The sequence below is a fragment of the Aequorivita marina genome (genome assembly GCF_031631895.2).
GTDB classification, from domain to species: Bacteria; Bacteroidota; Bacteroidia; order Flavobacteriales; family Flavobacteriaceae; genus Aequorivita; species Aequorivita marina.
On record NZ_JAVMBW020000014.1, the window covers coordinates 35,283 to 59,076 of the forward strand.

The 23,794-nt window shown below is 38.3% G+C and carries 18 protein-coding genes; 6 read left to right on the top strand and 12 right to left on the bottom strand.

The genetic code is table 11. The annotated features are described in order from the left end of the window. Positions 1–76: 76 nt before the first annotated feature. Both QPK98_RS13090 and fsa read left to right on the top strand, forming a co-directional pair. Positions 77–883, top strand: a complete 807-nt coding sequence (locus tag QPK98_RS13090; RefSeq protein ID WP_310993913.1) for an SDR family oxidoreductase — start codon at positions 77–79, stop codon at positions 881–883. 228 nt (positions 884–1,111) lie between these two features. After that, positions 1,112–1,765, top strand: a complete 654-nt coding sequence (fsa, locus tag QPK98_RS13095) for a fructose-6-phosphate aldolase (RefSeq protein ID WP_310993914.1) — start codon at positions 1,112–1,114, stop codon at positions 1,763–1,765. 88 nt (positions 1,766–1,853) lie between these two features. On the opposite strand, the gene QPK98_RS13100 is transcribed toward fsa, so the two are convergent. Continuing rightward, positions 1,854–3,242 (bottom strand): TlpA family protein disulfide reductase, encoded by a 1,389-nt coding sequence (locus tag QPK98_RS13100; protein WP_310993915.1) that lies wholly within the window; start codon positions 3,240–3,242, stop codon positions 1,854–1,856. Positions 3,243–3,385: 143 nt separating this feature from the next. On the opposite strand from QPK98_RS13100, the gene QPK98_RS13105 reads away from it, so the two are divergent. Further along, positions 3,386–5,011 carry an ABC-F family ATP-binding cassette domain-containing protein gene (locus tag QPK98_RS13105; RefSeq protein ID WP_310993916.1) on the top strand — a complete coding sequence of 542 codons (1,626 nt, stop codon included), beginning with the start codon at positions 3,386–3,388 and terminating at the stop codon, positions 5,009–5,011. Positions 5,012–5,124: 113 nt separating this feature from the next. Here QPK98_RS13105 and QPK98_RS13110 read toward each other — a convergent pair whose 3' ends face one another. From QPK98_RS13110 to QPK98_RS13125, 4 genes are all read right to left on the bottom strand, one after another. Next, the gene (locus QPK98_RS13110) at positions 5,125–5,355 is read right to left on the bottom strand and encodes a DUF2007 domain-containing protein (RefSeq protein ID WP_310993917.1); all 231 of its coding nucleotides are present in this window, start codon (positions 5,353–5,355) and stop codon (positions 5,125–5,127) included. 2 nt (positions 5,356–5,357) lie between these two features. Then, entirely contained in the window at positions 5,358–5,600 is a 243-nt protein-coding gene (locus QPK98_RS13115) for a putative signal transducing protein (RefSeq protein WP_310993918.1), read from the bottom strand. A 247-nt stretch (positions 5,601–5,847) separates the two neighbouring features. Then, complete coding sequence (locus QPK98_RS13120; RefSeq protein ID WP_310993919.1) at positions 5,848–9,645, bottom strand: T9SS-dependent choice-of-anchor J family protein; 3,798 nt, start codon at positions 9,643–9,645, stop codon at positions 5,848–5,850. Between the two features lie 401 nt (positions 9,646–10,046). Beyond that, on the bottom strand, positions 10,047–10,763 hold the full coding sequence (locus tag QPK98_RS13125; RefSeq protein ID WP_310993920.1) for a hypothetical protein: 717 nt from the start codon (positions 10,761–10,763) through the stop codon (positions 10,047–10,049). Positions 10,764–10,920: 157 nt separating this feature from the next. Between QPK98_RS13125 and QPK98_RS13130 the strand changes: the two genes are divergently transcribed. After that, positions 10,921–11,499, top strand: a complete 579-nt coding sequence (locus QPK98_RS13130) for a fasciclin domain-containing protein (protein WP_310993921.1) — start codon at positions 10,921–10,923, stop codon at positions 11,497–11,499. A gap of 77 nt (positions 11,500–11,576) precedes the next feature. On the opposite strand, the gene pheT is transcribed toward QPK98_RS13130, so the two are convergent. Further along, complete coding sequence (gene pheT, locus QPK98_RS13135; protein ID WP_310993922.1) at positions 11,577–14,003, bottom strand: phenylalanine--tRNA ligase subunit beta; 2,427 nt, start codon at positions 14,001–14,003, stop codon at positions 11,577–11,579. 267 nt (positions 14,004–14,270) lie between these two features. Here pheT and QPK98_RS13140 point away from each other — a divergent pair, with 267 nt between their 5' ends. Continuing rightward, entirely contained in the window at positions 14,271–15,563 is a 1,293-nt protein-coding gene (locus QPK98_RS13140) for an erythromycin esterase family protein (protein WP_310993923.1), read from the top strand. 303 nt (positions 15,564–15,866) lie between these two features. On the opposite strand, the gene QPK98_RS13145 is transcribed toward QPK98_RS13140, so the two are convergent. From QPK98_RS13145 to QPK98_RS13165, 5 genes are all read right to left on the bottom strand, one after another. Continuing rightward, positions 15,867–17,099, bottom strand: a complete 1,233-nt coding sequence (locus tag QPK98_RS13145) for a M48 family metallopeptidase (RefSeq protein ID WP_310993924.1) — start codon at positions 17,097–17,099, stop codon at positions 15,867–15,869. Positions 17,100–17,203: 104 nt separating this feature from the next. Further along, positions 17,204–18,016: a TrmH family RNA methyltransferase gene (locus QPK98_RS13150; RefSeq protein WP_310993925.1), complete on the bottom strand. Its 813-nt coding sequence runs from the start codon at positions 18,014–18,016 to the stop codon at positions 17,204–17,206. 14 nt (positions 18,017–18,030) lie between these two features. Then, a complete protein-coding gene (locus tag QPK98_RS13155) occupies positions 18,031–18,681 on the bottom strand; it encodes a hypothetical protein (RefSeq protein ID WP_310993926.1) in 651 nt (216 codons plus the stop codon). Continuing rightward, on the bottom strand, positions 18,671–19,378 hold the full coding sequence (locus QPK98_RS13160) for a carboxypeptidase-like regulatory domain-containing protein (protein ID WP_310993927.1): 708 nt from the start codon (positions 19,376–19,378) through the stop codon (positions 18,671–18,673). Before QPK98_RS13160 ends, QPK98_RS13155 begins: the two co-directional genes overlap by 11 nt. 270 nt (positions 19,379–19,648) lie before the next feature. Next, positions 19,649–20,716, bottom strand: coding sequence for a DUF3810 domain-containing protein (locus tag QPK98_RS13165; RefSeq protein WP_310993928.1), 1,068 nt, complete (start codon positions 20,714–20,716; stop codon positions 19,649–19,651). Positions 20,717–21,032: 316 nt separating this feature from the next. Between QPK98_RS13165 and QPK98_RS13170 the strand changes: the two genes are divergently transcribed. Next, positions 21,033–22,484: an aminoacyl-histidine dipeptidase gene (locus QPK98_RS13170; protein WP_310993929.1), complete on the top strand. Its 1,452-nt coding sequence runs from the start codon at positions 21,033–21,035 to the stop codon at positions 22,482–22,484. A 198-nt stretch (positions 22,485–22,682) separates the two neighbouring features. Here QPK98_RS13170 and QPK98_RS13175 read toward each other — a convergent pair whose 3' ends face one another. Continuing rightward, positions 22,683–23,792 carry a peptidylprolyl isomerase gene (locus QPK98_RS13175; protein ID WP_310993930.1) on the bottom strand — a complete coding sequence of 370 codons (1,110 nt, stop codon included), beginning with the start codon at positions 23,790–23,792 and terminating at the stop codon, positions 22,683–22,685. Positions 23,793–23,794: the final 2 nt, after the last annotated feature.

The following is a 23,794-nucleotide window of genomic DNA, read 5'->3' on the forward strand; positions in this document are numbered from 1 at the left end:
GCTGTCAATTTCTTTTTTAAAAAACTACTTGGAAAACTGACGGCATAAATGCACCTTTGCTTTTCATTATTCTTTTATGCCAAAAGTAGTACTCATTACGGGTGGTTCTTCGGGAATAGGTAAAGCCATTGGCGAATATCTTACCGAACGAGACTACCAGGTCTATGGAACCAGCAGAAATCCACAGAACGTCACTAATTCAGCATTTCCTATTTTAAAAATGGATGTGAATGACACTGGTGCCATTGCCGATGTTGTTGCGGAAATTTTAGAGAAATCTCAAAAAATTGATGTGGTAATTAACAATGCGGGTGTTGGGATTACAGGGCCTATTGAAGAAACTCCAGAAAAGGCAATTAAAGAAGCCTTTCAAACTAATTTTCACGGGCCAATAAATGTGATAAAAGCAGTGCTTCCGCAGATGCGGAAACAAGGCTTTGGCCATATTTTGAATATTACCTCTATTGCCGGATATATGGGGCTTCCGTACCGAGGCATTTATTCGGCCACAAAGGCTTCGCTTGAAATTGCCATAGAGGCACTACGGATGGAAACGCTGCAATTTGGCATTAAAATGACGAATGTTGCCCCAGGCGACTTTGCAACCAATATTGCTGCAGGGCGTTATCACGCACCAGTCTTGGAAAATTCACCTTATAAAAAAGACTACGGCAATACTTTGCAAACCATGAATGAACACGTTGATAATGGTAATGACCCGATGGAAATGGCTAAGGTAGTTCATAAAATAATTGAAACTGAAAATCCGCGAATTCATTATAAAGTAGGGTCGTCGTTACAAAAATTTTCAATAGTTTTAAAACGAATTTTACCAGACAGGGTTTATGAGCGCATGCTTTTGAAGCATTACGGATTAAAGTGATAACCTTGAACTTTTAAATTTGGCCTCCTAAGTGGGATTATCTCCGCTAATTTTATATTGATTGCTACCTGTTTTAGCTGTAATCAACCTAATCTTTATTATTTTAGTAAGAATTTTAGGATGAATCTTTAGAAGTGAATTTACTTGGCTATAGCGTCTAAAAAAACCAAGTAAAAAAGCTTATTTTTATAAACAAGTACACTTAATTAATAAAAACAAAATAGATAGATGAAATTTTTTATAGATACCGCAAACCTAGATCAAATTAAGGAAGCCCAAGCTCTAGGTGTTTTGGATGGTGTAACTACCAATCCATCCCTGATGGCAAAAGAAGGGATCACGGGTAAAAACAATATCTTAAAGCATTATGTAGATATCTGCAACATTGTAGATGGCGACGTATCGGCTGAGGTTATTGCAACAGATTTTGAAGGAATGGTCAAGGAAGGCGAGGCGCTAGCCGAGTTACATGATCAAATTGTAGTTAAAATACCAATGATAAAAGAAGGTGTAAAAGCACTCAAGTATTTTACAGACCATGATATCCGCACCAACTGCACCTTGGTTTTTTCAGCAGGGCAAGCTTTATTGGCTGCAAAGGCTGGAGCTACTTACGTGTCTCCATTTATTGGGAGGTTAGATGATATTTCAACCGATGGCCTAGAGTTAATTGCTGATATCCGTCATATCTACGACAACTATGGTTTTGAAACTGAAATTCTCGCCGCTTCTGTCCGCCACACCATGCATGTTATAAACTGTGCGAAAATTGGAGCCGATGTAATGACGGGGCCACTGTCTTCTATTGAAGGTCTGTTAAAACATCCATTGACAGATATTGGCTTAATGAAGTTTTTGGAAGATTATAAAAAAGGAAATTAAAAGGAAATCTGTTCTAGCGTTCGGAATGCGTAAGCATTGCGAACGCTTTTATGTATATATGGTAGGTCAACCTGCTTAGGTAGGAAGCTTATTGATTTAAGTAACCCAAAAGCAACTCCTCAAAGTTCATGTTGAACATGTTTGTCTTGCCTTCAAGAATAACCGCATTTTTATCTAAAATAAGCGCCTTGTTCATTGGTTTCAAGATAAGATGCTGTTGTGCATTGGTTATATTTTCAAGCTGAAATTCCTCATCGGTGTCGTAGTTTCTTTTTTCTACTATTTTTCGCCAATCTTTAAAATGGGAATCCACATTAATCCCGATAAATCGATATTCTGGATATTTCGATTTCAATTCAGCTGCTCGATTGTGTAAGTTTTTGGACTGGGCGGTAAATCGATTGGTCCAGAAGTAAACAACTGTGGGAGCCTCAATAATCTGCTCCAGGTTTTTTACAACGTTATCAGTATTTATAACGGCTACATTCGGAATTGTGTTTCCAGGCGTGAGCTTAATCGAAATATCTAATAGCTTTCTAAGCTTCTCAATCTGTTCTTTATCGGTACTCAGCTTTGAAAAAGTCTCATAAAAGCGTTTTTCTTCATCTGCATTTTTCGCATTTCGCATATACCATAACCCATTGCTAAATAACAAGCTATTTTTGATAGCAACCGAGCTTATCGCACTGTCTATTAATTCAACCTTTCTATGATTATATTTAAAGGATTGCCTGTCAATATCTGACTTATCATCATATTCAGAACAAACAATACCATTAAAGTATCGGTTTAAAAAACGGTAATACGGGTAATAGAATCTTAGATTATCTAAGTTAAAGTTGATGTTGTCTCTATACTTAAAAAATGCTGGGGGTATTTCAATTAACTTGTATAGATTACCGGCTGCATACATTTCTTTTTTTGAATAGTAGTCGTAATTAATGCTGGCAAGGGCTACCTTTTTAAAGTCTTCAGTGGCATCATTGTTTTCAATAAATGTTTCGTATTCCGAAACCTTTAATGCTTTTAACGAATCTATCTTGGTCTCAAAGTCTGTGGGCGATAAATCGTACCAACGGGCTAGGTTTTGATTCTCTGTTGTGTTTTCCAAAAACAGGTGCATTAACAGGTTGTTCTTTGCGGCTCCTTTCCCCGAGTAAGCAAGCGATTCGTCAAAATCTATTGTATTGAGATGAAGTAGTAAACTGTCTCCTGGTTGAATATAAAAAACTTGGGTCTCATTATGTTTTAAGGCATAAAGGCCGGGAGTGATTTTATCTGTTTTATAATGGAAGAAATTTTTAGCGTCTAATGAAACGGTATCTTGTAATTTATTACCATTTAAAAAAACAATATAGTCGCAGGTAGGGTTTACTATCTGACCACTTATATAGGTGGTTTTTGCATCCACGTCTCCCTCGCTCTTACAAGAGAGTATAGTGGTAAACAGTACTAGTAGAAGTAGTTTTTTAAACAATTACACCTGCGTTAAAATGGATAGACAAATGTATCTTACCTCACGAGTAGTTACTGTTAAATGATGGTTAAAAGGGTATTTAAAACGTTAATCTTTTCAGCGTGTCTCTTATTTGCCTACTTTTGCGCAAAATATAAAAAATCATGCTTTCAGTTTCTAATCTTTCGGTACAATTCGGTAAAAGAATACTTTTTGATGAAGTGAGCACGCAGTTCACTACAGGAAATATTTACGGGGTTATCGGGGCCAATGGCGCCGGAAAATCTACTTTTCTGAAAATCATTTCTGGAAAACAAGAACCTACTTCGGGTCATGTTCATCTGGAAAAAGGCAAGCGAATGTCTGTGCTTGAACAAAACCACAACGCTTATGATGATTTCATGGTGTTGGAAACCGTTATGCGTGGTAATAAAGAGTTGTTCGCCATTAAAACCCAGATCGATAAACTTTACGAAGATTATAGCGATGAGAATGCCGAGAAAATTGGTGAACTTCAAGTTACTTTTGAAGAAATGAACGGTTGGAACGCCGAGAGTGATGCCGCCGCCATGCTATCAAACCTTGGTATTGATGAAAGTCTGCATTATACCTTAATGAAAGACTTGGATGGAAAACAAAAAGTTAGAGTGCTTTTGGCTCAGGCGCTTTTTGGAAGTCCAGACGTGCTTATTATGGATGAGCCTACCAACGATTTGGATTACGAAACCATCAATTGGCTTGAAAATTTCCTTGCGAATTATGAAAACTGTGTGATTGTAGTTTCGCACGACCGTCACTTTTTAGATTCTGTTTGTACGCATATTAGTGATATTGACTTTGGAAAAATAAACCATTATAGCGGAAATTATACGTTTTGGTACGAAAGTAGTCAATTGGCTGCCCGTCAACGTGCACAGCAAAACAAAAAAGCAGAAGAGAAAAAGAAGGAGTTGCAGGAATTTATCATGCGTTTTAGTGCTAACGTTGCCAAGAGTAAACAAGCCACCTCGCGTAAGAAAATGATTGATAAACTCAATATTGAAGAAATTAGACCTTCCAGCCGTCGTTATCCAGCAATTATTTTTGAACGGGAGCGCGAAGCAGGTGATCAAATTTTAAATGTAGAAAATCTTTCTGCTTCAATTGAAGGTGAAATTCTGTTTAAAAATGTTGATGTCAACTTGGCAAAAGGTGATAAAGTGGTTATCTACTCAAAAGATTCAAGAGCAGCTACTGCTTTTTATGAAATATTGAATGACCAGATTAAACCGGATAGCGGTTCTTTTCAATGGGGAATAACAACCAATCAAAGTTACCTTCCCTTAGATAATGAGGCGTTTTTTAAGAATGATCTTTCCCTTGTAGATTGGTTACGTCAATACGCAAAAACGGAAGAGGAGCGGGAAGAGGTCTTTCTTCGTGGTTTCCTGGGGAAAATGTTATTCAGTGGCGAAGAAGCACTAAAGAAAAGCAATGTGCTCTCTGGGGGTGAAAAAGTACGTTGTATGTTAAGCCGCATGATGATGCAGCGCGCGAACGTTCTGATGCTAGATGAGCCTACAAACCATTTAGATTTAGAATCGATTACGGCATTTAACAATTCGCTTAAAAACTTTAAGGGTACTGTTTTACTCACTACTCACGATCACGAGTTTGCCAGAACAGTTGGTACGCGTATCATCGAGCTTACTCCTAAAGGAGCGATAGATCGATATATGAATTTTGATGAATATATGGGCGATAAGAAGGTTAAGGAGCTACGCGATAAAATGTATGCCGTAGAAGCTTAATAAAGTTTAAATTTTAGGGTTTCAGTTCATCGGCTTATGAACTGACAACCTATTTCTGGATGATTAACGGTTACGGCCAATTCAATTGTTGGGCAATCAATATTAAACACGATTCACTCTCCAATTTCGGCTAAAAATTCATCGATGGTGGCTTGGGCTTTTTCCACTTCGTCATTTCTGACAAAAACCATGGTCTGATTGGCAATACTCATTGTAAAACCGGCTCTCAAACTGCTGTCGTGGTCGTTTCTTTCAATGGGGCTTATACCTATTTCATTTAACCTAGCAACCAATCCTTTTGCAACTAAGGTTGGTCCGGTGTAAATTCGTGTTGTTTTAGACATAATTATTTCCTTGTTTCTTTTTTAAATGCTTCTGCAATGGGTTTTGCAATTGCCAGTTCATCTTGACGTACAAATATTCGCACTTGGTCATCAAATTTATTTCCGGAGCCAAACATAACGCCACTCTGCTGGTCGTCCCTGAGTATTGGGGTGATACCTGCTTCCTTTAATCTTCCCACTAGGGCTTCTGCCAAGATATCGGAGCCGGTATAAATGCGGACTGTTTCTTCTTTATTGTCAGACATGATTTGTTTGTATTGGTTCGAATACTAAAGTACTAACTTATTTTTAACTTTAGGGCTTGGTTGGCTGTGAAAAGTTTCATAAAAATTGAGAACACTACTTTTTGATTTGTTTTGAAATATCTAATTGTCACCAAAACAAGATGCTATTAATTGGGTATGCGTTTTTAAATATTGCTATAAAAAAAGAACCATCCTCAAGATTAAGGATGGTTCTATTACTAGTAACACTGAAAAATTAAAGTTTAGATTACTTTTTTAAGATTCTAAACGTTTTTTCATTGTTATCAATTGTTACTTTCATTAAATACGTACCCGTCTGCAAATTACCCAAATCAAGGTTTGGGGTAGTGGCATTTGGCGTTAGGGTCATAACTTCTTGGCCTAAAAGGTTGAAAACACCTACAGATTGAATTTCATTTGCTGCACTTAAGGTCAAATTGTTTTCAACAGGGTTTGGATAATACGTAAAGCTTTCAAAAGCTTGATCTTCTACACTTAACGGGTTGCAAACGATGTCTGCCTCCCAACCGGCACGAGTTACTTGGAAATCACTTCTAAATACAAAAGTCAAGGCTCCTGAGGAATGCGTAGAGGTAAATGGTCCAGGGTTAGTCTGGCCATAATATCCACCTCCTGGGAAGTTAGGGGTAGGGTCGTTTCCGCTATCTATCAATGGGTAGGTAGCGTCTGGTCCGTTGTGCACATAAAGTACATCCCATCCAAAATCAACGTCAAACATGAAAAAGGTAACCGTTACAGCTTCGTTCGGGTTGTCTGGTAAAATTATTGTGGTAACGTGTTCTTCGTTTCCATAATTGCCAGTATCTCCGCCTGTATCGAAAAAGAAATCACCACAATTAGGAGGGATAACCGCCGTTTTAAAGGTGGTAGGTCCTGCCAAGAAACTCATTCCGTCGCTACCACAATCGGCTTTTACGTAGAAATCGTAAATAGTGTATGCGTCTAAACCTGTAACATCAACAGAAGTTGTGCCTTGCGTTGTTGTTCCAGTAGTCACTGGGCTGGAGGTTGTTGGATCGGCTTCGTAATCAAAAATAAACCACTCATAACCATTGTTTGCACCTGCAACTTCATCCCAAGAAAGTTCTACGGAATCTTGCGTCATGTGATGTGCCGTAAGGTTCATGGGTTGCATACAAGTTGGTGCTTCGGCAACCATAACATCGTCAACATCTACTCCTCTTGCAAAATTTGACTTTCCTTCAAAAGCAATATAATAGTCATCACTTGGGTTTGGAAGGTCTAAAATAACCTGTGTCCATACGGTATGTTCAGAGGTGTAGCTATCTCCAATTTGAGACCAAGAACCTCCTGCGCTTGTTTTATAATAAACTCTAAGTTCGTCAACGTCACCAATCCACTCTGTATTTGCGAAATAGAAAGTAAGTTGAGGAGTGGTCAAAGAAGTTAAATCCATTGCAGGAGACACCAATTTGGTGATTTCAGTTGTTGACTCAATTTTAAATTGTGCCATGAGCTCTCCTGTTCTTGGTGTAATAGAGTTGTTTCCGTTTGTGGTAATGTACTTCCAGTCTGTTGGCTCACCAGCTACATACTCATTCGTCCAGCAATCTCTAGTACCTGAAGTATTTTCAAAAGATTCCTCAAAAGGGAAGCTGTTTATAGTGTTGCCACAAAGTGTGCTAAACCCTTTTGGTCCAGCAGGAAAAGGGTCTCCGGAGGCACATAATGGAGTAACATAGTACTCATAATATGTAGCAGCATTTAAACCAGAAATGGTTTCTCCTGCAGTACCGTCGTCGTCCGTAATAACAGTACCGGTACCAAGGTCGAAACCAGCTGGGCCGTATTCAATTTCCCATTCCGTTTCGGTTCCACCTGGATTCCAAGTGATTTTAGCTGAATTTTCGGTAATGTCGCTAGCGGTTAGGTTAGTTGGCTCAGGACAATCTACAAGCGTACAAGTACCTTCTACGCTGAAAACTGCGTCAAATCCACCCGGGTTTACCATCCATGGTTCGTTTTCATATCTAATTAGTGCATAGTTGCCAATATGGTTTGCACTGGTCATTTCAATACCTACTGGAGAACCACCATTTGATATTGCACTTATTTGTATCCAATATGTAGCGGGTTCGTTGTTCGGGCCATTTGTAAAATCAACAGCGGTAGGTAGGTCTAATACTACCTCCCAAGCTTCTATACCATCATACATGCCAATTAAACCTTGCGATGTAGGGGTTATATTTGAGATTGTCGTGCCAATTTGAGTTCCGGGTATCCCATTGTTATCCTCGTAAAAAATGATGTCTGCGGTGGTTATGCCACCAGCGGCAACCAAGTTTGCTACAACGGTTTCTAGTGAAAAGTTTGTGGTACTGGCAGATATAATAAAGTCGTCTGCAATTTTATATCCAGAGTCTGGATTGATTACGTATGCGCCTTCAAAGTTATTGCTAGCCTGTGATTGTCCACATCCGCTTGCATCGATAGTTCTAAATGCAACAGGTCCTGTAGGTGTACTTTCGTCTCCAGTGCCACAAATAGCGGTTACATAAAGCTCGAAGTTTCTGTTAGGGTCTAAGCCGGTTAATGTTTGCTCTGGTGCACCAGTTACGTTAACTGTTGTTCCAGTGCCTGGTGTAAATCCTGGGGCACCATATTCAAGTTCCCATTCTGTTTCACTGTCTCCGGGCGTCCAAGCTACTTCAACAGAACCATCTCCAAGGGGAGTTGCTGTTAAATCGGTTACCGGAAGACATGACAGGACTACATCTGTTACTGAAAAATCATCAAAATAAATGTAGTAACCATCGGTACTGCTATTCGGGATGTGTACTGCAATATGTACAACTCCGCTATAGGATGATAAATCAATATTTACTTCATTGGGTCCAGCGGTGTTTACCGTAGTAGGGTCAAGAATTACAGTTGTAAAATCCTCAATATCATTTTCGGTGGTAGATAACAATACTTCAAATTCGTCTGGCTGTTCTTCATTCAACAACAAAGTGTAAAAGGTCAGCATTTGATTTCCATCTAAGTTCAATGGAGGTAGTATTAAATAGTCATCATTGTTCCCGTTGTTAAAGTCTGTGTACATTCCAACGGCGAAAGATTCATTTACACCAAAACCTTCGTCTGATTCAAAAGTGCGGGCGTCGTCATTATTATCTACCACAGCCCAGCATTCAGGAACATCTGGAGAGGTAACACCTTCAAAATCTTCCGTCCAGGGAAAGGAAGCAACTGGGGTGCAGGTTGTAGTAAACTGCTTGGGGCCTGCCCAGGCACTAATATCGCCACTGCCACAGTCGGCATTTACATAAAAATCATAGCTAGTGCTGGCAGATAAGCCTGTAATGTTTTCTCCTAGGGTTCCATCGGTATCAGTAACCATTGTTCCTGTTCCTGGCGTAAAACCTGTAGGTCCGTATTCAATATTCCAAGTTGTAGCAGTACCTGGCTCAACCCATTCTAGGTAAGCCGAAGTAGTGGTACGGTTTGTAGCGTTTAAATTGGTGGGTGCCAAACAAGTTGGTCCGGCAGCAACCGTTACATCGTCTATCCCAACACCGCCACCAAAATTGAAGGTACCTTCAAAGGCAATGTAGTAATCGGCAGATTTGTTTGGAAGGTTTAGAGTTATTTCTGTCCATTCATTATGGGCATAGTTATAATTTGCGCCAATTTGGGTCCAAGCACCAGAAGCACTGGTTTTGTAGTAAACGCGCAAGTCGTCCACCACACCCACTTGTAAGTTGAGTAGGAAAAAATTAAGTTGAGGATTGTTTACCGCGCTTAAGTCTAATGAGGGTGTTACCATTTTGGTAACAGCGCCGAAATTTGAATGTCTAAATTCGGCCATGTAGGGATCTGAGTGAGGCGTGGCGCCAAACGGGTTTCCTGTAACGATATTCCAGTCTTCGGTTTTGTTAACGTACTCGTTGGTCCAACCTGAGGGGAAAGTTGGATTGTCAAAACTTTCGTTTAATACTTGTGCATTTCCGTGCCAACTACAGCAGATAATGAACAAGGATAGAATTAGGGTAACTCTTTTCATTGTTATAAATTTGTTAAAATTAGTATTCCGCGCAATGTATTAAACATCAGTTGTATAAACAAACAATAATCAAATACTTCTTTTAATCGCTGTGAAGCCAATAAAAACAAGGGTTTACGAAGGTTTTGTTTAAAATTACTTTTTTCGCTCTAAATAAAGGACAGGTTAATAAAACGTTAAAAACATAAAGATGTTTAAATCTTTTAATTATTAATGAAAGCATAAAGGCTGTTAACGCTGTTTTTTGCTACAGAAATGATAGCAGGAAATTCTGTGAGAAAAATAAATTTATCTAAGGTAATTATGTTAAAGTTTGTCTTTTTAAGCGGAGAAACTAATTCTGCTTTAAAGAACTTTGCTGGAAATTTGTTTTGCTTAGTCTTTTTAATCTAAAACAGGATTTAAGCATTGTAATATTTGCTTTTCCAAATGGCCCCATTGAAGTTTTTACCTTTTGAAAAGCCATAGAGAATAACCATACCACCCATTCCGATAAAAATGAAAAAGGCTAAAAATAAATATTCGCCAATGCCAGGATTTGGGGTAAGCAAGTAAATAGGGGTGATGGCTGTGAGAAATATGCTCAACAACGCTACCATAAAAACCAAATTATCTAGGCTTTTATAGGGCCACATCAATAATTTTCTAAAAGGATGCAGGTCTTTTCCCCATTTGTGAATAAGGTAATAATACCCATTTCCCATTGGAGCAAAAAGCAACGGATCATCAGCGTTTTCGAGCTTTAGGAGTTTTGCTGGGGCAATAATTTTAAAATTATCTAAAACCGTATCATGGGTTTTTTCAAGATTTCTAATTTCAGAAATAGCTTCTTCGGGAAAATCGCCTTTAAAGTAATGAGAATCTAAAAAACGAAGGCGATAATTTATACAGAGGCCTTGTATGTCATCTATATGAAAAATGTGTTCAGATTGGAGTAAATTGAAATTAAAGTTGTTTTCAACTTCTGAAGGTTTTTTGATTAGCTTAGCGGATATTGCCGTACGGGCATTTTCGTTTTCTAAGAAGACTTTTTCCACTTCATTCATAATATCCTGTGAATCAATACGGTTTTCACGATATTCTTCAAGTTTATCTTCAATATTTGTTCTAGAAAACATAGCCGTAAATTTTTTGGAGATATAAATTTACACAGTAACAAGAAATAAAACAAGATTTTAGAGGTTTTAATGTTTTGCCAATTAATGATAGCATTGGTGCTATAACTAATTTTTTGGCTTCGCATTTGTTATATTTACAACTTCAAATACTTTTTATATGAAATTTAAAAATGCACTTTTACTAGTTTTTATTACATTTCTTAGCGTTCAGGTTACTGCCCAGAAATACCTTTCAAAAGATCATAAAGAGGTAACAGCAGCGTGGAAAGACAATGATTTTACTTCGTCCAAAACTATTTTAGAAAATATTGAAGAAGCACCTCAATTTACTATCTTATCAGGGATTTTGAAGAATAAAGCCTTACAACAGACTCTTGATAAGGAAGAAATGATAACGGTTTTTGCAATGACTGATGCTGCTTTTATGGAGCTTCCGAAAAAGAGTCGGGATTCTATTTTAGGAAATTCGAAGCTTACAGAGGCTATGATAAAATATCTATCGGTTCCTGGAAGATTGGATAGTTATAGTTTAAAAGCTGCTTTAAAGAAAAATAACGGTTCGGTATTTTTAGCCACATTGGCGGGCGAGAAACTTGAAGTGAAGGAAGTGAATGGAGTGTTACAGCTTATAGATTCTGAAAAACGTACCGCCAGGATTATTGCTTCCGATTTTTACCATAAAAATGGTTTCTTTCATATTGTTGAAGGCCTTGTTTTTCCGCATTCGGAAGAATAATGAACTGAAATAAAAATTCCTTCTAAAAAAAAACAGTGACTTAAAAAGCCACTGTTTTTTTATGTGTAATAAAACTTTTAACGAAGTTCAGCTCCAAATTCGGTTTCAAACTTTTGCTGTAGCTTCTTCATTATTTTATCCACTTGTTTATCGGTAAGAGTTTTTGTATTGTCTTGGATTGTAAAGTGCAGGGCGTAGCTTTTCTTCCCTTCCGGAAGGTTTTTTCCTTTGTAAACATCAAATAATGTAACCGATTTCAGAAACTTTTTATCGGTTTTCATTGCCGCATCCCGTAGCGCACCAAAAGTTACCGAATCGTCTAACAACAGGGCGAAATCACGTTCTACTGCTTGAAATTTAGCAATAGGGTTCAGCTTAAAGTTTTTAAGCGGAATTTGTTTCAGTACGGCATCCCAGTTAAAATCTGCATAGAAAACTTCGGCATCTACGTCCAATTCTTTTGCAATTTTAGGCTTTACAATTCCAAATTCAACAATAATTTCTTTGTTTCTTTTAAAGGCAATTCCTTCAGAAAAAATATCGTTTTCAAGAGGTTCTTCGGTGTAACCGCTAAGTCCCAGCCTTTCCATAAGTCCATTTACAGTACCTTTTCCGAAGAAGAAATCACTTTTTGCATCTGGTGATGCCCAATTTCCTCGGTTTTTTAGGCCTGTAATAAATAGGGTAAGGTGTTTTACCTCAGTTCGGCCTCCGGGGAAGTTGTGGTAGGTTTTACCGAATTCAAAGAGCTTTAAATCGCTGTTTTTTCTATTGCTGTTAAATGCTATGGTCTCTAAACCTGAAAATAGCATAGACTGGCGCAATACGGAAAGGTCGTGGCTTAAGGGGTTAAGCATTTTTACAAAGAAATTCTCTTTAATGTTTTCACTCAATGTATTGTAATTTGGAGTAGTGAGTGAGTTGTTGAGCATTTCATTAAACCCGAGTCCCGTTAGTTGAAGTGCAATTTTATTTTGTACCGCATAGTCTTCGCCAGGAAGCACGGCAGAAATGGAAGCACTCAATTTTTGGGTGAATTCTATATTATTGTAGCCGTAAACGCGGAGTATTTCCTCAATTACATCCACATCGCGGGTTACGTCATTTCGGTAGGCGGGAATCGTCATACCAATACCGGTTTCGGTAACGTTGTTTATTCTCATTTCAAGCGCCATGAGAATATCTTTTATTTCTTCTTCCGCAATTTTTTGACCGATAAGCTTATTGGCTTTTTCAAAATTTAAAAATACTTGGTGATCTTCAATTTTCTTGGGGTATGAATCAATTAAATCGCTGGTTATGTGACCACCGGTGATTTCTAAAATCATTATAGCGGCTCTGCGTAGCGCATAGTCTGTAATGTTAGGATCTATTCCGCGTTCAAAACGAAACGAGGCATCAGTGCTCAAGGCGTGCCTTTTGGCTGTTTTACGAACGCTTACGGGATTAAAATACGCACTTTCCAGAAATATGCTCGTAGTGCTTTCCGTTACGCTACTAGTTTCACCTCCAAAAACTCCCGCGATACACATAGGTTTCTCGGCATCACATATCATGAGGTCTTCTTCGTGCAATTCACGTTCTATACCGTCTAGGGTGGTGAATTTTGTGCCACTAGGCAAAGTTTTTACTTCTACTGTATTGCCTGAAATTTTACTGGCATCAAAGGCGTGAAGTGGTTGCCCAAGATCGTGGAGTACATAATTAGTTACATCTACAATATTGTTTGTTGGGTTGATGCCTATGGATTTTAATCTATTTTGAAGCCAGGTAGGCGAAGGTTCAACTTTAATATCGCTGATTGTAATACCACAATAGCGCGGAGCCAGGGTGAAATCATCTACTTTGATTGCAATTTTTAGCGTTCGGTTATCTACTCTAAAACTACTGGTAGATGGCGTGTGGAGCTTTACGGAAATGCCTTGTTGAAATAAGCCAGCTTTTAGGTCGCGTGCCACGCCCCAGTGGCTCATTGCATCTGAACGGTTGGGGGTTAATCCAATTGTAAAAATTTTATCGCTTTCAACCTCTAGAATTTCTGCCATGGAAGTTCCGGGCTTGAGTTTAGCCTCCAAAACCATAATACCCTCGTGCGATTCGCCTATTCCAAGCTCATCTTCGGCGCAGATCATTCCTTCGCTTACTTCGCCCCGAATCTTACCCTTTTTTATTTTCCAAGGCTTGTCCTCGGCATCATAAAGCGTGGTGCCAACGGTAGCAACAGGAACGTTTTGACCTACATCAACATTGGGTGCGCCACAAACAATCTGTATGGGTTCGCCCGTACCAACATCAACTTTGGTTACTTTAAGTCGGTCTGCATTGGTGTGTTGCACGCATTCTAAAACGTGACCGACCACAACGCCTTCCAAGCCGCCTTTTACAGAAGAAAAGTCTTCAATTCCTTCTACTTCAAGACCTAAGTCTGTTAGAAGTTCGCCAGTTTTTTCGGCATCCCAAGGTAGATCAATAAATTGCTTTAGCCAGTTGTATGAAATTGTCATAGGTATGTGAATCTTAACAAGAGGCAAAGATAATATTCTATTGTTTATTGTTTAAATATTATTGGCTAATGTTTTAATTGATTTTGAAAGTTGGATATAGGATCAAAAATGTGGGCCTATGTTATTTGGAGTGGGTTAGAATAAGCAATTTTTATAAAAGTTTCTCTTTATTTTATTGCGAAATATAGATACAGGTAACGTAGTTGTTTTATTAGCAAAGGTCGCCAATTCTTCTTATATTGAATACAGTATTTAATTCGTGTGTTTATGAAGTTGCTCGCAACGCTTTTAATGATTTTTACAATGATGACGGCATTGGCCCAAAACTTTACGGATAAAGCAAAGCCATTGGAGGATGCTTCCAGTCTAGATCCAGTTATTACCGCGGCTGGTAGTAAAAAACTGGTCTTGCTTGGGGAGGCTAGCCACGGTACCCATGAATATTATAAATGGCGAGACATTATAAGCCGAAGACTTATTACGGAACACGATTTTAATTTTATTGCAGTAGAAGGCGACTTTGCCAGTCTTTATAAACTAAACCAATATGTAAAGAACATGGAAGGCGCCGGAAATTCTGCCAGAGAGGTTTTAAGCAAGCTAAACCGTTGGCCTATATGGATGTGGGCGAACGAAGAAGTTGTTGCCCTTGCCGAATGGTTGCGGAATTACAACGACCTATTGCCGCAGCACAAGAAAATAGGTTTTTATGGCATGGATGTTTATGACGAATGGCATTCCAAAGAAATGGTGATGGATGTGCTAAAGAAAACCGATTTAAAAAGTTATTATTACGCCAAACAGCAATACAATTGTTTTACCCCACATAAGGGAAAAAGTTGGGATTATGCTCATGCTGTAAAAGATGGAAAGCCAGATTGCGCAGCCGCTACCGAACGCGTGGTTGAATATATAAGAAGCAATAGGGAGGTTTTAAATGAATTATCTGATGATGCGTATTTTTACTTGCTTCAGAATGCTATAGTGGTCCAAAATGCTGAGGAGTTTTTTCGAGAAAGTGTGGCTTCCAAAGATGTGGCTTCTTGGAATTCCAGAGTTTTTCATATGCGGGAAACAGTGGGCGATTTACTAAGGCTCTATGGTGAAAATTCCAAAGGAATAGTTTGGGCGCATAATACTCATATTGGCGATGCATCATTTACCAGCATGCGGAATACAGGGGAAAAAAATATTGGGCAGCTAAAGCGGGAAAGTTTAGGTAAGGAAAATGTTTTTCTTATCGGATTCTCCAGTTATAAAGGCAAAGTGATCGCTGGCTCTAGTTGGGGTGCCAAAATGGAGAAAATGAAGGTGCCGGGAGCTATCAGTAAAAGTATAGAGACCCAACTAAAAAAAACCGGTATGGATTCCTTATTTCTTCTTTTTGATGCGGAAGACCGCAAGCCTGAAAACTTAGAGGCAATAGGCCATAGAGCGATAGGCGTGGTGTATAATCCGCAATTTGACCGCCGACAATTTGTGCCTACTATCGTTCCAATGCGCTATGACGCACTATTGTTTTTTAAGGAAACGACGGCGTTGCGACCTTTGCACAGGTAAGAGAGGATCCACCACAAAGGCACAGAGGGCACAAAGTAGATTGTGAAGTTGGGTTAACTAATATAGAACGCTGGGGTCAGCCTTATTTTAATTATCTTATTGGTTTTCGGCCAGTTGTTTTTCGTCTTTTACTTTCACAGTTTCAATTGCCCCGTGCTTTAGCTCGGGGTAAATGGTGTGGTTATTTTTAGGCTTTAGCCACATTTTCAGTCTCTGTTTGAGTATAAAAATGGAAATGTGACGAGGTTTAGCTAAATCCAACTTTGCCACACAAATTTCTCAACAACCTAGAAAACAATCAAATCACGCATTCAAATTCCGAAACCGCTGCAAAAGCGTAGGATGTGAATAATGCGCAAAGACATAAAGCGGATGCGGGGTTAGATTACTTAAACTATTTTTTGAAAGTTTTTTTAAACCCGAAATAAGCGGAGGCGCGGCGTAGGTGTTTTTTGCGTAATCATCTGCTTGATACTCGAATTTTCGGCTTAGGTAATTCATCAAAAGTCCTGTTATTCCCGAAATCGGACTATAAAGCACGCCAAAAGCGATTAACCCAATATGAAATGAAGGTTGCGAGACGTTTAATGCTTCAGAGAGTAAGGGGTTTCCTATAAATAACGATAGTAGCCACAGCGTAAACCCAGTGGTAATAATGGCGACAAAAAGATTGATGATAATGTGGTTTCGTTTGTAATGGCCAACTTCATGGGCGAGGACGGCAACTATTTCTTCTTCGTTTAAATCTTTTATTAAAGTATCGTAAAGTGTAACGCGTTTTTCGCTGCCAAAGCCTGAGAAATAGGCATTTGCTTTTGTACTTCGCTTACTGCCATCAATTACAAAAATCTTATCCAGGGTAAAACCTACTTTTAAAGCGTAGGTTTCAATTTGGGATCGAAGCGAACCTTTGTCCAACGGGGTTTGTTTGTTGAATAAAGGCACAATAAAGCGTGCATAAAACAGATTCATTAAAACGGTGAATACGGTAACGATTCCCCAAGCGTAGAGCCAGAAATTTTTGCCTGTAGTTTGATAAAACCAGATGATGGCACCCAAAATAACTCCGCCGAGTACCGCGCCCATTAGCCAGCCTTTCAGTTTGTCCAGGAAGAAGGTTGTCCGAGTTGTTTTGTTGAAGCCGTATTTTTCTTCTATTACGAAAGTGCTGTAATAGCTAAACGGAGTAGTTAGAATATCACTGGCAATCATAATTATTCCGAAGAAAACAAGGGCGATTAGTATTTCATTGCCTGAAACAGATCGTGCAAGCCCATCTATGTATGCAAAGCCATCAAAAAAGAAAAATAGGAGGGTGGCAATTAGTGAAACCACTGAGGTTAGAACACCAAATTTGTAACGTTCCTTTTTATATTTTTGGGATTTTAGATATTCTTTTTCGTCAAAAATATCTTCTAACTCCTTAGGAAGCGTATCTCCAAAGTGTTTTGCATTTAAATAATCCAACGATTGGTCAATAATAAAACTGATAATTAATATTGCTATTATTATATAGAAAAGAGTTTCTGGACTCATAATTTAAGTTCTAAATTTTAAGCATCAAATTTCAATAAAAGTCATGAATTTAGACTTTGATTTTGTTTGAAATTCGGGATTTAAATATTTGTGATTTAGGAAATTTACTTTAGAAAATTTCGCTGTCTTTTAGCTTCAAAAATAAGGATTCCCGCAGCTACCGAAACGTTCATGCTGTCTATTTCGCCCTGCATGGGAATGATAATGTTTTGAGTGCTATTTTTAAGCCATTCTTCGGAAAGTCCTGTGGCTTCTGTGCCTACAACTATGGCGGTGCTTTTTTTGAAATTGCATGTATGGTAGGGAACCGAAGCTTGCAAGGCTGCGCAGTAAATATTGATTTTATTTTCTTTTAGAAACGAAATTATTTCTGATGTGCTTCCCGTGGCTACATTATTGGTAAACAAACATCCCACGCTACTGCGGATGATATTTGGGTTGTATAAATCTGTCTTCGCATTGGCAATTATTACAGCATCTACGTTTGCCGCGTCTGCCGTACGTAGAAGCGCACCAATATTCCCAGGTTTTTCGGGGGCTTCAGCGATTAAGATTAGTGGGGTGTTGGTTGTGGGTAGTTGGAAGGTTGAAATGTCTAACTTCTTTGAAATTGCAATTGCAATTACGCCTTCCGTAGTACTTCTATAAGCCAGTTTTTGATAGATTTCAGTAGAGATTTCAATGAATTCTACTTCGCTGTTAGTTGACTCTTTTAGCGTAATAAACTCTTCTTCGGAAATAATTTCGGAACAAAAAAGAAGCGTTTTCAATGCATATCCACCTTGTAGTGCTAGTGAAATTTCTCGTTGGCCTTCGATAATAAAAAGTCCGGATTTTCTACGTTCGCGAGATTTTTCCTGAAGCTGAACAATTTGTTTTATCAGCTGGTTTTGAAGGCTGGTGATGATTTTGTGCATGCTACAAAGATACTTTAGAAATACTTATAAGCCGTCCCCAAATTAATACGAAGCCCGAAGCTAATATTAAAGTAGTTTACGCCCTTAAACATATCTTGTATTTCTGGAGGGGTGTCAATATTCATAAAATCATGTCGTAGTTCTGGTGCAAAGTAAAGGCCTAAATAGGTTGTTAGTCGATAACTGACTTCTGGATTAATCCAAACGGTCGTTGCTGTATCTCTAAAGTTAATAAACCGTCCGTCATTAATATAGGTGGAAGCGCCAACACCAATGCCGAGGTTTATATCAAACTTGTTTATGTGCTTTTCATAGCCAATCATTCCTCCAATTACAGTATTTGTGGTTTCAGTGTAATTACCCAAAAGTTGGGGGGTGTTTACGCTACCATTAAAAAAACTGAAATACGGACCAATATAGAAGCCTTGATATGCATTTACTTTAAATGAAAATCTTGCTCCCATTTTTAAATCCATTCCGTTATTCGCAAAATTATCACCAAATGCTATTGGAAAATATGGACCAAGAGCGATACTACCAACATTTTTTCCGGGCGCCTGAGATTCTTCTTGGGTTTTGGTTTTCTGTTCTTCTGTGTCTTGGGTTTCTTGAGCACTCACAATAGTTGAGATTAAGAGCGCCGTAATGAGGAGTCTAAAATTCAAAAACATAGTTATTTTCTGTGTTTGTAAGCGGTATTTCAATTACTTGCTCGGGCTCATTGTTTAAAATGTATTTAAGGATTACTGTTGTGCCCAATTGACTATATAAATTTGTTTGAAAGTTTAAAGTGTTTATATCGAGTTGCTGATAATAGTTTGCGTTATAATAACAATCTTCGGTGTTATTATTATCCAAGTTTATGTCGCAAATTGCTTTTACGTATTCAAATTTATAAGCCACGCTGTTATTGTCTCCTGCGACATTATTAAAAAACACATCTAATCGTGCTGTCTTATTGAGTTGTATTTTTCCCAAATTGTAGGTGGTGGCATTACGCTTGCTGCTATTGCTGTAAAATTTTTTTGCTGAATAAATAGAGTCTTCTGTACGGTCGTAAATATTGCCTTCGTTATAATTATTATTAGGGTTCATATTCACTAAAATAGATACTCCGTAGTTATTTTCGGCCTCTAGTGAAGTAAATTGAAACGATCCGTTGGTATGGCTATATGTTTCGCCCAGTATTTCACCAGATGCCATAGACCTAACTGAGATATTAGCGATTGGATTATTAGAACTATCTACTACGCTACCTTTTATCAATACGCGGCGATCGTCCATAACCTTTAGTTCACACGACTGAAAAAGCAGCAGAATCCCCATAACAAGGATTATCTGAGTTATATGTTTCCTTTTCATAAAGTAGGCAGTTTTTGCAGTACAAGAATACTGAAAAAAATTAAATGATATATAGGGAATGCTAAAGTTTTCTTTTTCAGAATAGTGAAAATTTCTTCGGAAGGAAATACAGTTGTAAAGAAACTGATAAAAAAGTAACTGGTTATTTAGCGGCTGGCGGGTAGTTGTTGTTCGAGTTTTTCGATTTCGTTTTCGTTCCGATGGCTTTCGATTTCGATTTCGCATTTGATTTCAATTTCGTTCCGATAGCTATCGGAATCAATTTCATTTTCAAAGCGGTTTATCCTCAAAATAATTAACCACCAGTGCCACCATATAATTATAGCTCATTATTCCGTCACGTTGGTTGTTCGCTTTTAAGAAATTATCCCAAAAGACCTTTGAAAAAGTCTCGAATGGGTTTTCATAACTTTTCCAGAAATCACGCATTTCTTTATAACTGGCTAAGATTCCGGGATTTATTTTCTTTAAGAGGCTGTAGTATTCGGCTTCATTGTTTCGGGCAACTTCATTTATTAAATAACGAAGGGTGAAAATGTATCCAGCGTATTGAATGTATAAATCATCATTGTGAAGCGTTGCCATTGTTGCAATAAAATTAGCTTCATTTTCTGCAGCAAACCCTATTTGATGCGCTTCTTCATGACAGGCAACAACTGGAAACTTATAGGTTTTGATAAGGTTGTTAACCTGTGCTTCCCCTGAAAATGGATTGAGATAACCGCTATACCCCATATAAGTAAGCCCTAAACTCCAACCGCTTTTTTTAATGCTTCTGGGGGAATAAGCCAGTTGTGGATATTCTTTTTCAAGGTTTTTATAACCATTTAGGCTCCGTTTAAAGACTTCCTTCTGGCTATAAGGCAAATCAATTTTTATGGAGTCTGCATAGCCTAATTTGCGGTGCATAGCATTACTTTTTTCTATAAACCGGTTGGTTGTAGAAAGTAATTCGTCATACGAATAATCACTTTTCAGCTTGAGCGATTGATGCAGTGGAACTCGGTAATAATTAAAAGCCCAAAGTAGGTGGAACATAAAATAAACTACTGAAACTGCAGCGAAAATATCTACAGCTACGCGAAAGGGCTCAAAACGAAGTCGGTAAAAATTCTTGTAAACCCACCGGATAGCGACTAGGGCAATCAATAAATAAAATAGATCGCCTACCGAAAATGGTACCCACCCAAACAGGTAACGGGATACTTTTGAAAGCATGGGGTAAATTCCCAAACTGTAATACTTCTCCACAAATTCTGGAAAGTTTTTCAGAACTTGCAATAAAATTACTTGTACGGGAAGCAGTAGCGCAAGAATAAGCGCGGTTCGTCTTTGCATAAATCAAACTTACAAAGTAATTCTTTCTCTACATAATTTTTATAGCGGATGAAAAAAGTTAATTTTGTGGAAAGTGTAGCCACGAATACACGAATGTATTTTTCTGAGTATGATCTGTAGTAGTATAACCACGAATACACGAATGTATTTCTTTTGGGTTTATTTGAAAGTAAAGTTCAGAAAGATTATTACGAATATACAAATGTTTCTCTATTAATTGTGTCCAATAGTATTTCGCAGAAATACTAAAGCGTAAACAAAATTATTCGTGCATTCGTGGTGACCCTTTTTTTTCACTATAAATTACAAATAAACTATGAACGAAGAAATAAGAAACCTGGAGCCCAAGGCCCTTTGGAACAAATTTGCAGATTTAAACGCAGTGCCACGTCCTTCAAAAAAGGAGGAGCGTGTAATTGCTTTTATGAAAGACTTTGGAAAAAGCCTAGACCTAGAAACAATGGAAGATGAGGTTGGTAATGTGATTATTCGCAAACCTGCATCGAAGGGAATGGAAGATCGAAAAATGATCGTGCTCCAAAGCCATTTAGATATGGTGCATCAAAAAAACAACGATACCGATTTCGATTTTGACAAACAAGGAATTGATATGTATGTTGATGGCGATTGGGTTCGCGCAAAAGGAACTACGCTAGGAGCAGATAACGGACTTGGAGTTGCCACAATCATGGCGATTCTTGAAAGCGATAAAATTGTACATCCGGCAATTGAAGCACTTTTTACCATTGATGAAGAAACGGGAATGACGGGTGCTAAAGGGCTAAAAGGTGGTTTGTTAAAAGGCGATATTCTTCTAAATCTAGATACCGAAGAAGATGACGAAATAGGCATTGGCTGTGCAGGAGGTGTAGATGTTACCGCTACGGGAACTTACAGCGGAGTGGATGCTCCACAAAATGCTACGGCTTACACCTTAAAAGTTAAAGGCCTTAAGGGCGGCCACAGCGGGATGGACATCATTAAAGGCTTGGGGAATGCCAATAAATTGATGAACCGCGTTCTTTTCGCTACAAAAGATGCTATGCAATTGGCACGGCTTGAAGGTGGAAGTCTTCGTAATGCTATTCCTAGGGAAAGTGTAGCTCAAGTTATGGTTTCTTCGGAAGAAAAATTTCAAGAGGAATTGGATAAAATTAAAAACGCAATTGCTTCGGAATATAAATCCTTAGAGCCAAACCTTTCAATTACTGCAGAAAAAGCTGATGAAGCATTTTCGAAAGTTATGTCTGAAAGTGATCAGAATTTATTTTTAAAAGCAATGAATGCTGCACATAACGGGGTTTACCGAATGAGCCCAGATATTGAAGATTTAGTTGAAACCTCTAATAATATCGCGAAGGTTGCTGTTGCTGATGGCAAGATTAAGGTTGAATGCTTAACCCGTAGCTCGGTTGAATCTTCTAAAAATGTACTTGCAAATGCACTTACTTCTGTTTTTGAACTTGCAGGCTATGACGTAAACCTTGACGGCGATTATCCCGGTTGGGCACCAAATATGGATAGTGATATTTTAAAAGTCTTAGATAGTTTATATCAAGAAATGAATGGCGAAAAGGCTGAGGTTGCCGCTTGTCACGCAGGCTTGGAATGTGGTATTTTAGGTCAGAATTACCCAGAAATGGATATGATTTCATTTGGTCCAACCATTAGAGGAGCGCATTCTCCCGATGAACGCGCAAGCATTTCTTCAGCTAAAAAATACTGGGATTTCGTTATGGAGATATTGAAGAGTATTCCGAAGAAGTAAATTAGAACCAGGAATCAAGACCGCTGCGTTGCAAGAAACAGGACAGATTCGTTTTACTGATACTGTTCTACTTAAAGAAGAAACTGTTCTTACTCTCTTTAGTCTTGTTTTTTGACTCCCTTCAGTCCTGAATCTAAATAAAAAAGAGGAACCAATTTTAAAACTGGTTCCTCTTTTTGTATTTAATAAATAATGAAATTATTCAACGATCTCCACCAATTCAAGTTGGAAAATCAAATCGGAATCTGCCGGGATAACTCCAGGAATTCCTCTTTTTCCGTATGCCAAATGAGCTGGGATAAAGACAGTAGCTTTGTCGCCAACCTTCATATTAAGTAGGCCTTCGCGAAACCCTGGGATTAATTGGGCGTCTTTGCTATAATCTGTTGGCACAGGAACATATTGTCCTGCCGCTTTACGCATATCATCAACCATTTCAAACTTTTCAGCATTCTCTAGAATGTTTGAATCAAATAACTTACCATCAGTAAGGTAGCCTGCATAGTTCATTAAAATTTTATCGCCTTCCTTGGGTTGAGCGCCATCTCCTTTTTCATTAAAATAAATCTTCACTCCAGACGAAAGTGAATCGGCTTTAGCTTTTAGGGCTTTAAGCTCTTGAGCTTGAGCGGCTGCTACTTTCTTAATTCGCTCTTCTTTTTCTTTCTTTTCCTTTTCAAGCTTCTTCATCTCTTCCGTAAAGTAAGGAACCTTAACATCGCCTTTATTAATGATATTAACGCGCTCCATAATAACAGGCTCGATTGGCTTGTCTCCTGGTTTGTTAGTTTCAATAACGCCAATGCTGTCAACCACTTCTTGTCCTTTAACAATCTCGCCAAAAATAGTGTGGCGGCCATTTAACCATGGTGTCTCTTTTAAAGTTACAAAAAACTGGCTTCCGTTAGTACCAGGTCCCGAATTTGCCATAGCTAAAAGTCCTTTCTGGTCAAAGCGGATGCTGTCTGATATTTCATCTGGAAACGCATACCCTGGGCTTCCGGTACCATCACCTTTTGGATCGCCACCTTGAATCATAAAATCCTTGATTACGCGGTGAAAGCTGAGGCCGTCATAAAAACGTTTCCCTTTGTATATGGAATCTACCATTCCGTTGGTTCCTTCTGCCAATGCCACAAAATTTGAAACTGTAAGTGGGGCACTTTCATTTTTTAATTTGGCTACAAAAGTTCCTTTATTGGTAATAAATTCGGCATAAACACCATCTTCTTTTAAGTCTGGATATTTTTCCTGACAAGATGCGAATGCAAGGGTGAGAAATAAAAATAAAACTGTTAGTTTTTTCATCT